This is a genomic window from Paenibacillus sp. FSL K6-1230 (genome assembly GCF_038002385.1).
Lineage (GTDB): Bacteria > Bacillota > Bacilli > Paenibacillales > Paenibacillaceae > Paenibacillus > Paenibacillus massiliensis.
In genome coordinates this window covers 1,752,800-1,766,413 of record NZ_JBBOCK010000001.1, presented here as the reverse complement: position 1 = coordinate 1,766,413, position 13,614 = coordinate 1,752,800, and the positions used below count along the sequence as shown (strand labels likewise).

General features: G+C 48.8%; 11 protein-coding genes. 3 read left to right on the top strand and 8 right to left on the bottom strand.

Translation table 11 applies throughout. From position 1 onward, the window contains the following. Positions 1–95 precede the first annotated feature (95 nt). The 4 genes from MKX74_RS07740 to MKX74_RS07725 are packed head-to-tail and all read right to left on the bottom strand — an operon-like array spanning position 96 to position 3,750. Positions 96–548: a PTS sugar transporter subunit IIA gene (locus MKX74_RS07740; RefSeq protein WP_341177988.1), complete on the bottom strand. Its 453-nt coding sequence runs from the start codon at positions 546–548 to the stop codon at positions 96–98. A 46-nt stretch (positions 549–594) separates the two neighbouring features. After that, positions 595–1,968 carry a PTS fructose transporter subunit IIC gene (locus MKX74_RS07735; RefSeq protein ID WP_341177987.1) on the bottom strand — a complete coding sequence of 458 codons (1,374 nt, stop codon included), beginning with the start codon at positions 1,966–1,968 and terminating at the stop codon, positions 595–597. Positions 1,969–1,975: 7 nt separating this feature from the next. After that, positions 1,976–2,932, bottom strand: coding sequence for a 1-phosphofructokinase (gene pfkB / locus MKX74_RS07730; RefSeq protein WP_341177986.1), 957 nt, complete (start codon positions 2,930–2,932; stop codon positions 1,976–1,978). A gap of 53 nt (positions 2,933–2,985) precedes the next feature. Beyond that, positions 2,986–3,750, bottom strand: a complete 765-nt coding sequence (locus MKX74_RS07725) for a DeoR/GlpR family DNA-binding transcription regulator (protein ID WP_036635658.1) — start codon at positions 3,748–3,750, stop codon at positions 2,986–2,988. Positions 3,751–4,488: 738 nt separating this feature from the next. Between MKX74_RS07725 and pelA the strand changes: the two genes are divergently transcribed. Then, positions 4,489–5,664: a pectate lyase gene (gene pelA / locus MKX74_RS07720; protein ID WP_341177985.1), complete on the top strand. Its 1,176-nt coding sequence runs from the start codon at positions 4,489–4,491 to the stop codon at positions 5,662–5,664. Positions 5,665–5,964: 300 nt separating this feature from the next. Further along, positions 5,965–6,927, top strand: a complete 963-nt coding sequence (locus MKX74_RS07715; RefSeq protein ID WP_341177984.1) for an arsenic resistance protein — start codon at positions 5,965–5,967, stop codon at positions 6,925–6,927. Positions 6,928–7,088: 161 nt separating this feature from the next. Here MKX74_RS07715 and gndA read toward each other — a convergent pair whose 3' ends face one another. From gndA to zwf, 3 genes are read right to left on the bottom strand one after another with little or no spacing between them, the layout of a single operon-like run. Beyond that, entirely contained in the window at positions 7,089–8,495 is a 1,407-nt protein-coding gene (gene gndA, locus MKX74_RS07710) for an NADP-dependent phosphogluconate dehydrogenase (RefSeq protein WP_018885979.1), read from the bottom strand. 30 nt (positions 8,496–8,525) lie between these two features. Then, on the bottom strand, positions 8,526–9,191 hold the full coding sequence (gene fsa / locus MKX74_RS07705) for a fructose-6-phosphate aldolase (RefSeq protein WP_018885980.1): 666 nt from the start codon (positions 9,189–9,191) through the stop codon (positions 8,526–8,528). 30 nt (positions 9,192–9,221) lie between these two features. Then, the gene (gene zwf / locus MKX74_RS07700) at positions 9,222–10,739 is read right to left on the bottom strand and encodes a glucose-6-phosphate dehydrogenase (protein ID WP_341177983.1); all 1,518 of its coding nucleotides are present in this window, start codon (positions 10,737–10,739) and stop codon (positions 9,222–9,224) included. A gap of 124 nt (positions 10,740–10,863) precedes the next feature. Here zwf and MKX74_RS07695 point away from each other — a divergent pair, with 124 nt between their 5' ends. After that, positions 10,864–11,748, top strand: a complete 885-nt coding sequence (locus MKX74_RS07695; RefSeq protein WP_341177982.1) for a LysR family transcriptional regulator — start codon at positions 10,864–10,866, stop codon at positions 11,746–11,748. Positions 11,749–11,971: 223 nt separating this feature from the next. Here the strand turns inward: MKX74_RS07695 and MKX74_RS07690 are convergent, their stop codons facing one another. Next, entirely contained in the window at positions 11,972–13,228 is a 1,257-nt protein-coding gene (locus MKX74_RS07690) for a collagen-like triple helix repeat-containing protein (protein WP_341177981.1), read from the bottom strand. Between the last annotated feature and the right edge of the window lie 386 nt (positions 13,229–13,614).

Sequence of the window (13,614 nt, the reverse complement as noted above, 5' to 3'; positions counted from 1 at the left end):
TATCCTTCTATTCTTGTGGAGGTCATAATACCCTCAATTTACTGAACTGTTCGCTACAGTAGCCATTACCGTATGCTCTGTTCATCCATGCTGCATTAGATGCTCTTCAGCACCTCTGTCACCTCAGCTGGATTCTTCGCCTGCAAGAGACTATTGCGGAAGTCTTCATGAATCAGCTTACGGGACAGAGCGACGAGAATCTGCAAATGCTCGTTTCCTACATTTTCTGCCGGAACTGCGATCAAGAACACGATGGATACAGGCTGATCATCCAAAGACTCCCACTCCGTTGGTTCTGCCATTCTTGCGAAGGCCAGGCCTGCACGGGCTACTCCAGAGGATTTACCGTGTGGAATAGCTACACCGAACCCGATACCTGTGGAGCTGGATTGCTCACGAGTCAGGACAGCCTGTACGTAGCTCTCAGCATCCGTTACTGCGCCAGTCTTTTGGAGCCCCTCCACCATCCGGCGGATTACGTCCTCCTTGCTACCAGATTCCAGTGGCAGAAAGATAGTCTCCTCAGTCAACAAATCATGTATATTCATGTATGTCATCTCCTTTAAATCATTTCCTGTGGATCATTATGAGCTGTTAGACCGTGATTTTATTCCGTTTCAGGATATTTACAAGCACGGCAGTTACTACAGTACCGATAACAATAGCCAGAGCATACAGCAATACATTGGTGATTGCATTCGGAATCGCCATGACGAAGATCCCGCCATGTGGCGCACGAAGTGCAGCGCCGAAGGCCATGGACAAGGCACCAGCAACTCCTGAACCCACCATGAATGCTGGAATCATACGGAGTGGATCAGCCGCACCGAATGGAATAGCGCCTTCCGTGATAAAGGACAATCCGAGGAAGCCCGCTACTTTACCAGCGCCACGCTCTTCTGTCGTAAATTTCTTAGGTGCCATAACCGTTGCCAGCCAGATGCCCAGCGGAGGAGTCATACCAGCTGCCATAACTGCTGCCATTGGGCCAAACACGCCACTCCCCAGCAGACCTACAGCGAACGTATAAGCTGTTTTGTTGAATGGACCACCCATATCAATAGCCATCATAGCACCAAGCACGGCACCCAGCAGAACAGCGTTGACAGAACCCATGGATTGCAGCCAGCTTGTCAATGCTCCCATGAGCGCAGCCAATGGTGTACCGATTACATAATGCATCAACAGACCTACAATCAGTACGGACAGCAGTGGTATCAAAAGAATTGGCTTCAAGCCCTCGAAGGACTTAGGAAGCTTGATTACCTTGATCAGGAATTTCACGACGTAGCCTGCCAGGAAGCCGGCAATAATACCGCCGAGGAAGCCAGCACCTAGCGAACTAGCCATCACACCACCAACTAATCCCGGTGCAAGACCTGATTTACCTGCGATCGAGAAGGCAATAAAACCAGCGAGGATTGGGATCATCAGACCCATGGCCGCGCCACCAATCGCCCCAAGGGATGCGCCCAGACTTCCTTCTGGAGGATTAATTCCCCACAGGAAGGACAGGGCAATGATAAGTCCACCTGCCACTACGAGCGGAAGCATGTTGGATACACCATTCATAAGGTTCTTATAAATGCTGTTGCCAGATGAAGTTTTGGTCTCTGCAGAGCTTTTCTCCTTACCAGCAGACGAGGACGCTACAGGTGCTGTGGCTTCCTTGGCAAGAGCTTGCTCAATCAATTCTCCCGGAATCTTGATCCCTTGTGCTACAGGTACTTTGACGACAGGCTTGCCTTCAAAGCGACTCTCATCAACATCGGTATCTGCGGCAATAATGATGGCATGTGCTTCAGCGATCTCTTCAGGAGTAAGTCCGTTCTCTACGCCGACCGCACCACGTGTCTCTACTTTAATTTGGACATTTTTCTCATTGGCAGCCTTCTGAATGGATTCAGCAGCCATATACGTATGGGCAATACCCGTTGGACAAGCCGTAACAGCTAACAGCTTTTTCATTATTCATTCACCCTTTTTTCGCATTATGAATTACTTGAATATCAACCGCTTCCAGATGAGACTCCACTTCTGTCAAGGTACACACCTCTGTGCCTGGCTTGGAAGCAGTAATACTTCCTGCTGCTGTCGCCCATCTGGCTGTCGTAAGCAACGAGCGATTATGCAGCAGACAAGCCGAGATGGCAGCTACCATTGAATCCCCTGCTCCGACCGTACTCTGAGGCACAATCGGGAAGGGACGGGCTCGGATCACTTCATCAGCACTTACCAGAATAGATCCATCACCACCCATCGACACCACGACCCACTCAATCCCCTGCTCCAGTAGGCTTTGGCAGGCTTGAATCACGGCATCATCGGAATCAAGCGGCTTGCCTACCAGCTGCTCCAGCTCGTGAATATTCGGCTTGACAGCGAACGGTATGGCTTGTAGCCCCTGCCTGAAGGCTTCGCCGTCAGCATCCAGAATCGTCTTGACTCCCTTGGACTTGGCCAGCTCACCAATCTGTCTATAGGTATCCTCTGGCATTCCTGGCTGTAGACTTCCTCCAAGGACAAGCACCCCAACCTCTCCTAGTAGACGCTCAAGCTGAGTATGGAAGGTACTTGCTTCGTCCGCCGTAATACCGTTTCCACGTTCATTCACTTCCGTGGTCACCTTGCTCTCGGAATCCACGATCTTCAGATTGGTGCGAGTCTCTCCCTCTACCTTCACAAAAGCCTGCTCTATCCTCATGATCTGAAGTCGATCTAGGAGCTGAGTACCTGCATATCCTCCTGCAAAGCCTGTAGCCACAACAGGTTCATTGAAGCTCTTCAGCACTTTGGCTACATTTATGCCTTTGCCCCCTGCGTCTACTCGCATCTCCTCAATACGATTCAATCCGCCGACCTGAAACCCCGGTAGCGTAACCGTCTTGTCAAGTGCAGGATTCAAGGTCACGGTTAGGACTTTGTTCTTCACCTGTGCTGACTCCTTTCCATAAAGCTCTATAATCTCCTACCTTGCACAAAGCATCATACGATGGTTACCACAATGCCTAGCTTTCGCATGGCCAGAATACTGTTCTCCGGCACCTCTTTGTCGAAAATACCGTGATGTACCTGACTTAGCTCAGCTACCTTGGCGAAGGCCACTTTGCCAAACTTACTATGATCTGCTAATAACACGACCTCATTCGCAATATCCATCATCTTGCGCTTGGCCGCCGCCTCGACCATATTCGGTGTCGTCAGCCCCGCCCGTGCATCAATACCATTCATGGCAATGAAGGCTTTGTCTACTCGGATCATGTCCAGCGCAGCCTCGGTGATGGGGCCAACAAAAGCCTGTGTCTCCGGGCGAAGCATCCCGCCGGTCAGTGATACCTCAATGTCTCGGCAATCCTTGAGCTCATTCAACACAAGCAAGGAATTGGTTACCACACGAATATCTGACATTCGGCGAATTTCGCGGGCCAAATGAAGCGTAGTCGTACCCGCATCGAGCAGTAAAGTATCACCGGGTCGAATGAGCTCTGCGGCTTCACGAGCAATTGCGGCCTTTTCCTCACGGAATAAATCTTCCTTATCAATGATGGCGGGCTCGATGTTCGCACTCTCCAAGGATACTGCTCCACCATGAGTTCGCTTAAGAAGCTGAGCTTCTTCAAGCTCCTTCAGATCCCGGCGGATTGTAGACTCAGATACTTGAAACACCTCGCTTAGCACCTGTACGGATGCCCGCTGGTTTTGTTGAATATATTGAAGCAGTCTCGGCTTCCTTTCTTCCTCATACAACATCTAGGACCACCCCGATTCGGTCGAAAAGCACTCCTATGCAAGCTGCTAAATCCCTTTAGAGTCTTAGAATGTGTCTTCCGCCCTGTTCTTCATACATTTACAACCCGAATAGCTTCTTCATTTTACGACCATTTCATAGCAATTCGTTCTATAAAGGAACCCATCAACATTGCAATAAGAGCTTTCAACAAAATGATCATTTATGATTCTTTGTGCTCATTTGTGATTATAATAGCGGTTACATCAAAAGTAAATAGCTATTTTCAGATTTAATTGAGCATATTATTCCACTAAACAGTCATAAACGAGCATTGAACATCATATCTACACCATATGTTCCCAGAAGCATAGGTGATCTGTAAAAAAGAAGCCTCAATTCTTAAATTTTGCGCATATATTATGGTAATAAGTTCTTAATTTGTTGTCATTCATCCAAATAGTTACTTGACAAGAATGCTCATAAGAAGGTACATTATAAGCGTTGTGGCGTGGTTGTTTTTTCCATTCATTGAAAACTTTAATTCATTTAATGTTTTCTCATGGAGAGGAGGGACTGAGCGTTTTATTTTTTAGTCACATTTGTAATCGCTTACATTTTAACTGATTAAACTCTTTGATTGAATTGAGTCATAAAAGTTAGATGAACTACTGAACCAGGAACCATTGTTCCATGGATGTCTGTTCGTTAGTATCATCCACGCTTGAGACTTCCAAAATACTTGTAGCAGGAGGTACTTTATGTCGAATCATTCGTTCAAAAAGTTCGTGCTGCCATGCCTTACGGCTGGATTAATCTTGGGAACACTCCCTGTTGGTGTCATCTCGGCTGATGCTTCCTTGGCTGGGCAGACATCCCCTAGCGAGACCACCATTGCGGCTACAGATCTCTCACTTGCTGCTGTAAACACCGACAGTTTGTTGAATAAGCACAGAGATATTAGTAATTTTATAAGTGGCAATCTGAGCACTGATACCACATTAGCCAACAATATCCTGACCTGGCAAATGCCTCATGGTGGGTTCTACAAGGATATGCTGGAACAATACAAAAAGCCGTGGAATGGCTCTGAAGCCAAGTCAGGTTGGGTGGCCTCTGGGGTCGAGCTTGGAACAATTGACAACAAGGCCACTGTAGCAGAAATCCGTTTCTTGGCCTACATGTACAATCAGACAGGCAATGAAGCGTATAGAACAAGCATGCGCAAAGCCGTGGATTTCATTATCAGTATGCAATATTCATCTGGTGGATTCCCACAGGTCTTTCCGAAGCGTGGCAACTATTCTGATGCTGTGACCTTCAATGATGATGCCATGGTTCGCGTAATGGTGCTCATTGATGACATAGTTAACCGCAGGGGAGACTTTAGCAATAACAACCTGCTCACCAGCACCCAGCGCAACAATCTGAATACGGCCTTGAATAAAGGCGTGGATTACATTCTAAAATCACAGATTGTCAACAATGGAGTACGGACGGTATGGTGCGCACAGCATGATCCGGTTACTTTTGCTCCGGTTGCAGGGCGTGCTTATGAATTGCCGTCCAAATCAGGGGGTGAATCTGTAGGTATCGTGGCTTTCCTCATGTCCAGACCGCAGACACCGGAAATTCGGCAAGCCGCTCAAGCCGCGCTTAAATGGTACGATAGTGTGCGTGTTGACGGCACCCAATATGTACGCAGAGGCCCAGATTATTTCGTAAATGATCCCTCCAGCGTCATATGGTATCGCTTTTATAATGTAGATGACAACAAACATTTCTTCGCAGATCGGGACGGTCAGAAATATTACGATATTTTGCAAATCAGTGAAGAGCGCCGTCATGGATATGCTTGGGCAGGCGCATATGCGCGCAACCTGCTGCAGCTCGCATCCGACAGCGGCTACTACACTCTCTCCAAGCCTCTGCCTTAACTCCAAAGTACAGACCAGCAATTCAAGGCACAGCATATAGATTTACAAATTAATATTGCGCAGTTACAACAAACAGTTAGAGCTTTGATTCAGAACTTTGAGTTAGTGCTTTGAGTTAGGACTACGGAGTCATACAGTCACAGCTATCCGGCAGAGCCAGAATGGTTGAGAACCTATGACCCCCAAAATGAAAACGTGTTCATTTTATCCAGATACGTGAATATAGGTGATTAACACCGTTCCTCCCTCCTCCTTGGTCAGCATGCTATAATGATTCCAGAAGAAGGGGGGACTACTACTGTGTTAGCTAGAGAACAGCTTGAAAAGCATCAGATTTCCATATATGCGGGAGCCTTGGTGCTGGGAGTAGGCCTGGGCCTTGCCAACCCCGCTGTAAATAGCGTATTGGAATCTCTGATCTCACCGATCATTGCCCTCCTGCTCTACTCCATGTTTACCCAGATCCCATTCCTGCAACGCAAAGAAGCATTCGCAAGTCCCCGTTTCCTGATTGCGCTACTGTTATCCAATTTTGTATTGGTACCCATCGTGGTCTGGGCCATATTACAATGCTTTCCCGCTCTATCCGTTCCCCTGCTAACTGGAATATGCCTGGTGTTACTCGCTCCGTGCATCGACTATGTTATTATGTTTACGCAAATGGGGCGAGGCAATGTAGTATACATCTTGACCGCAACTCCTGTACTTTTCATCATTCAAATTGTACTACTTCCTGTATATCTGTACCTCTTCCTGGGAGAACAGATGTCAGGTCTGGTGCAACTGGGGCCTTTTATTGAGGCCTTTGTGTACCTGATTGTCATTCCCTGCCTGTTGGCTGTGCTCCTTCAAGCTTGGGCTAGAAGGTCGCAGAATGGAGTGCGAGGCATCGTTATCAGTGCCTGGCTCCCCGTTCCTTTTATGGCCTTAACACTGTTTGTGGTAGCTGCTTCACAGCTTCCCAAGCTGAAGGGTGATCTGCATCTCATTCTTCAGATTCTACCAATCTATATGCTATTTCATGTCCTGATGCCTATCTGTTCAAGTCTCATCGCTCGTTGCTTCCGACTCGAATCGGGTGCAGGAAGAGCGCTGCTCTTCAGCTCCAGCACGCGTAATTCGTTGGTCGTACTCCCCTTGGCTCTGGCATTGCCAGGAGAATGGGGTACGATCGCTGCAGCTGTAATTGTGACCCAGACCATGGTAGAACTTGTGGCCGAGCTTATCTACATAAGAGCTATTCCCTGGATGATTAAGGATTAGCAAAAAGCACTCCGGTAGTCGTAAGATCAAGGAAAACCTTGAATTTACGTACTACACAGAGTGCTTTTTGCTGTTTCTATCATTTATTAACTATCAAGCTTTGCTTGCCCCATTCACAATCCATCATCACAGTTGCTCTGTGACGTGGTCGTGTTGAACAATTACATCCATTGATGGTGGAACGTACCTTCCTTATCCACACGCTGGAACGTATGCGCTCCGAAGTAGTCGCGTTGCGCCTGCAGCAGGTTGGCCGGCAGACGCTCTGTGCGATAGCTATCATAGTATGCCAGTGCCGAAGCAAAGGCAGGAACCGGAATACCACGGGTAACCGCAATCGCAATTACTTTTCTCCAAGCATCCTGATAATCATCTACGATCTTGCCAAAGTATTGATCAAGGAACAGGTTCTTCAGCCCAGGCTCACGGTCATACGCATCCTTGATGTTTTGCAGGAAGCCAGCACGAATGATGCATCCACCACGGAAGATCATAGCGATAGATCCGTAGTCCAGATTCCAATCATACGTGTCGGAAGCTGCTCTCATCTGAGCAAAACCTTGTGCATAGGAAGCAATCTTGCTGGCATACAGTGCCTTGCGAACGGCTTCGATGAATTCTTCACGATCACCATCAAAGCTGCTCGCTGCCGGGCCACTCAGCTTCTTGCTGGCTGCCACACGCTCTTCCTTCAACGCCGAAATGAAGCGGGAGAAGACTGACTCTGTAATGATGGACAGTGGGACGCCCAGATCCAGAGAGCTTTGGCTAGTCCATTTACCCGTACCTTTCTGACCAGCAGAATCGAGGATCACATCAACCATTGGCTTGCCCGTGTCAGGATCCGTCTTGGAGAAGATATCCGCTGTAATCTCGATCAGATAGCTGTCCAGCTCTCCCTTGTTCCATTCGCTGAAGATTTCATGCAGCTCGGAGGAGCTAACACCTAGTACATCCTTGAGCAAATGATAGGCTTCTCCGATCAATTGCATATCTCCATACTCAATACCGTTATGCACCATCTTCACATAATGGCCTGCGCCATCTGGTCCAATGTAAGTGGAGCACGCATCTTCACCCACCTTGGCGGAGATGGCTGTCAGTATAGGCTCTACCAGTTCATAGGCACTCTTCTGTCCGCCTGGCATAATTGCTGGTCCTTTAAGCGCTCCTTCTTCCCCACCGGACACACCTGCGCCGATGAAGCGGAAGCCCTTCGCTTCCAGATCCTTACTACGACGTTGTGTATCTGGGAAGTGAGCGTTACCTCCGTCAATGATGATGTCGCCTGGCTCCAGATGAGGAACCAGTGAATCAATCGTAGCATCTGTCCCTTGTCCCGCTTGCACCATGATCAGAATCTTGCGTGGAACCTCCAGCGAGGCTACGAACTCCTCAATGCTGTAGGTCGGAAGCAGCTGTTTGCCTGCGGCTTCCTGCACGAGGGCATCCGTCTTCTCACGGGAACGGTTATATACGGAGACTGTGAAGCCTCTGCTCTCAATATTCAGGGCAAGGTTCTTACCCATTACGGCGAGTCCAATTACACCAATTTGCTGTTTGCTCATGTCTTGTTTGCCTCCAATGAATTGCTGCGATTATTGAGTTGTCTTGGCCCAATCTGCTGCGAATTTTTCCAAGCCTTGATCGGTCAGCGGATGCTTGGCGATCTGCTCGATGACTGTGAATGGTACAGTTGCAATATGCGCTCCTGCCAGGGCTACGCGGGTAACGTGGTCCGGATGGCGAACGGAAGCTGCAATGATCTGCGTATCCAACTGATGCACGCGGAACAGCTCAGCAACCTTCGCTACCAGCTGTACCCCATCCTCAGAGATATCGTCGAGACGCCCCAGGAACGGAGATACGTAAGTCGCACCTGCACGCGCCGCCAGCAGTGCCTGGTTCACAGTGAAGATCAAGGTTACGTTGGTCTTCACACCCTTTTGAGTGAGGTAACGGCAGGCTTCCAATCCAGCCAATGTCATCGGCAGCTTAATAGTAATATTTTTATCATTATTATTGATCTTGATCAGTTCGTTCGCCTCGGCAATCATCTCTTCTGCCGTAATCGCGTTCGGCGTTACTTCGGCAGAGACAGATTCCACATCGGGAACGGCCTGCAGAATTTCAGCAATGCGGTCCTCGAATTTCACACCCTCCTTCGCCACGAGCGAAGGATTTGTTGTTACACCAGACAAAACACCGATTTTATGAGCAGTCTTGATAGCTTCCACATTAGCTGTGTCAATGAAAAACTTCATACGTAAACGACCTCCATTTGGTGTATTTTATTAGTGTTCAAGAACAACTTCCTTAGGTGCTTCAGCCGAAGCCGGAGTGTCCGTCTCCTTCTCGTCGAACCACCAGTGGTACCCATCCTGTGCCAATAGAGCATCGGCTTCAGCCGGTCCGTAGGAACCAGCAGGATACATGTAAAGTGGAACCTGGTTGTCAGCAAAGGCTTCAAGTACAGGCTGTACCCAAGCCCAGGACATCTCAACCTCATCCCAGTGTGCGAAGAAGGTTGGATTCCCTTGCATTGCATCACAGATCAGACTTTCATATGCCTCTGGCAGCACGCCATCCTTCGGATGCAGATCAATGTGTATCGGCTTCAGCTTGCCATTTCCTTGTGGATCTGGTGTGTTCAGCTGTAGCGTAATTCGCTCATCTGGACTCATCTCGACAATCAGCAGATTAGGTGCAATATCGCCCTGCTCTGTACCCGTCTGCTTAAGTGGCTCCTTGAATTCGATAACAATGCGCGTAGATTTCTCCTTCAGGCGCTTGCCTGTACGAATATAGAAGGGAACACCACGCCAGAAATAATCATCAATCTGTAGACGAGCTGCGATAAAGGTATCATTCATGGATTCTGGTGCAATACCAGGTTCAGAGCGATAGTCTGGAACTGGCTTGCCCTGAATGGCACCCTCCGTGTACTGACCACGGATAATACTTAACCCTACCTCATGCTTTTGCACCGGAACGAGAGCCTCTATCACCTTCTTCTTCTTGGCACGCACACGATCAGCACCACTATTATGTGGAAGCTGAATAGCCGTCATCATGAGCAGTTGCAGCATATGGTTCTGGAACATGTCCCGGATCGCACCCACATGATCGTAGTAACCCGCTCGGGTCTCCACACCTACCGTTTCATTGGCCGTTATTTGCACATTTGCTATGTGATGGTTGTTCCATAGCGCCTGCAGTACCGGATTCGTCTGATGTAGAGACTCCAGTCTTTGCACCATAGGCTTGCCGAGATAATGGTCAATGCGATAAATCTCATCCTCGCGGAAAGCACTGCTCAACTTCTCATTTAATTGGCGAGCAGATGGCAGATCATGTCCGAACGGCTTCTCAATCACGAGACGCTTCCATCCGTTAGCTGAGCCAAGACCACTTGCTTGAATGTTCTCCGCAATCGGTTCAAAGAACTCAGGGCCCACGGACAGATAGAACAGGCGGTTCGGTGTTAGCCCCAGCTCTTCCTCTCTCTTCTCCACACGCTTAAGCAACTGCACGTAGTCTTCTACGTTTCCTATATTCAATACATTGTAGCGAAAGACCTGCAAGAATCGCTTCAATGCAGCATCGTCTGCTTGGCTTCTTGCAAAACTATGAATCGACTGCTCTACGTTATGTTGAAATACTTCATCTGTGAGCTCGGTTCTTCCTAATCCAATTAAGGAAAATGAATGGGGAAGCTTCTCTTGTAGGAACAACTCGTACAAGGCTGGGTATATTTTACGCTTGGCAAGATCCCCTGTCGCGCCAAACAGTATAAATGTCGTTGGATCCATTTTCCTTACTCCTTTCAACAGAGTTGCCATGCAAGCTCTGGCTTCTTTTGGATAACTACACTATAATACGATCAGAAGCCATACATGTAATTGATAAATTTAAGAGGAGCTATAGATCAGGTCTATGAACAATAATTATGAGCTATACAAAGTATTCTACTGGGCAGCCAAGACTGGCAGCTTGACTCAAGCTGCCAAAGCGTTGTATCTGACGCAGCCAAGCGTAAGTCATGCGATCAAGCAACTGGAAAATAGCTTCGGAATGACCCTCTTCAACCGAAATGCCAAGGGTGTAGAACTGACTCAGGAAGGTAATGTCTTGTATTCCTATATCGAGCAATCCCAGATCTTCATCTCACTGGCAGAGGAGAAGATGGCTGCACTCAAAAAGCTCGAAAGCGGTGAGCTACGCATCGGTGGTAGTGATTCGTTGTTCAAGCATTACATTCTTCCCTACCTTGAGAACTTTCATCACAAGTTTCCGGGCATTAAGCTCCATCTGAACCACGGTACGACACCTGAAGTAATATCCTTCCTTAAGGAAGGAAAGATTGATCTTGGTGTTGTGCGTATGCCGATCGTTGACCCTCAGCTGGAGGTCAAAGAAACGCTACAGCTAAAGGATTGCTTTGTCGCTGGAGAGAAATATGCAGCTCTGAAAGGCGAGGTCCTAACTCTGGACAAGCTGTTGGAGTATCCCATTATTCTGTTCTCACGCAACAGTCGTGTCCGGGTAGCCATTACAGAATTATTCGAAAGCTTCGGCCAACGAATTCGGCCCGAGATTGAGGTCGGCAGCGTGGATCTGTTAATTGAAATTGCCAAACGGGGCTTGGGCATCTCCTATGTTACCCGGGAATTCGTCACCAAGGAGCTGGAGGAAGGCTCACTGTTCGAGGTGCAATTGGACGTACAGCTTCCACCTTCTCACGTCGGTCTCATGATTATGAAGAACATGCCTTTATCCAGCGCAGCTACACGATTTATAGAGCTATTCAATTGTGAATGATACTGAGTAATGTAATGATTAGTGACATATTCTAACACTCTAAGATTAGGATAGATTTCGCCGTTGTGCTCCCAAAGCTTACATGTCCTAGTACCTTAATCAGATCAAATATGTATCGGTCAAGGGTACCAGCACTAGGTTAGTAAAAAAGAAGCCTCGAACAGTACCGCAATGTAGCGGACATTCGAGGCTTGGTTTTTATTATCAGGTTGGCTGTTTGTCTCTATGCCAGCCTTTGAATAACGATAGATGCACTTACTGTTGGTGTACCTCCACCAATTTGGTTAAGCAGTATGACCGTTCCTGTGTCGTCAATACGGTTCAGGGTCAATACCCCTCCTGCTGTAAGTGCTGTAACAACCTGCCCCTGATACGGATTATTACCGGCATCTGAGCCATAGTTGCTGCACAGTACCAGAGCAGCTGGTGGTGCGCCTGCTGGATCGAAGAACAACCCGAAGGCTGTGTTGCCCTCTTGTGGGAACACTTCCCAGCTAATGCTATAAATGCCCGTCGTATTGATATTGATGCTGGATGGCGCTGTAAATGTAATGGCAGCCGAGCCTAACAACGAGTCTGTAAAGGTCACCGCGCCACCTTGCCCACCGGCCACTGGGGCGGCTGCTACGTTTTGCTCTGCTGTACTGCACAAGAAAGCAAAATCAGAAATACCTCCTGTTGCTCCCGTAGCTCCTGTTGCTCCTGTAGCACCCGTAGCTCCCGTTGCTCCTGTTGCTCCCGTTGCTCCTGTTGCTCCCGTTGCTCCTGTCGCTCCCGTTGCTCCTGTCGCTCCCGTTGCTCCTGTTGCACCTGTCGCTCCCGTTGCACCTGTCGCTCCCGTTGCTCCTGTGGCTCCCGTTGCTCCTGTCGCTCCCGTGGCTCCTGTGGCTCCCGTTGCACCTGTCGCTCCCGTTGCTCCTGTCGCTCCCGTTGCTCCTGTCGCTCCCGTTGCTCCTGTCGCTCCTGTTGCTCCTGTCGCTCCCGTTGCTCCTGTCGCTCCCGTTGCTCCTGTCGCTCCCGTAGCTCCTGTGGCTCCTGTCGCTCCCGTAGCTCCTGTGGCTCCTGTCGCTCCCGTAGCTCCCGTTGCTCCTGTCGCCCCTGTTACCCCCTGTGGACCTTGCGGACCTATTGGACCCTGCGGACCTGTTACGCCCTGCGGGCCTTGGGGACCTGTCGGGCCGGTGGCCCCACGAGCTCCTGTAGCACCTGTTGGACCGGGTACTCCCGGTACCCCTGGCACGCCTGGTACCCCTGGTACTCCAGGTACACCTTGTGCTCCGGTAGCCCCTTTTGGCCCAATCGGGCCCTGTGGCCCTGGTGGGCCTGGAACCGGAGTTACCTCAACAATCGGCGGAGGGCATATTGGTTTGATTACTTTTTTCTTCAGTACTACTACCTTTCCGCGGTGTTTCTTAACTCTGCATACTTTCTTGATTTTTTTTCTGCATTTCAATTTGGAATTGTGGTTATGACATTTCATGTGGACTAAGCACCTCCCTAATGGATAATCCATCCTACGTCAACCGTCTAAGGCTGGTATAGATTCATGCCCATTCCTTTAGAAAAGGGGCTTGTTCTTAGGAGAGAATATCCATATACACACAAGCAAGTCCGCTTCGTCCGGGAGCTGTACCAACAGGATTTGTCAGTTCATTGCCAATCATCATTAGCACTAGCCGTTAGTTCTGAATCGCGGTCCAGTGGCACCAGAAAAATCTGTCTATATTCTCACATACCAGTCATCTTCAGCTCTCGCAAAAAAACTCCTTGCATATAGTGACGGATATACCGACCAGCCATATACAAGGAGCAGCTCAATTTCTAATTAGTTACTTTGGTGTTTTTTCCTAAATGACTTGAATTTTC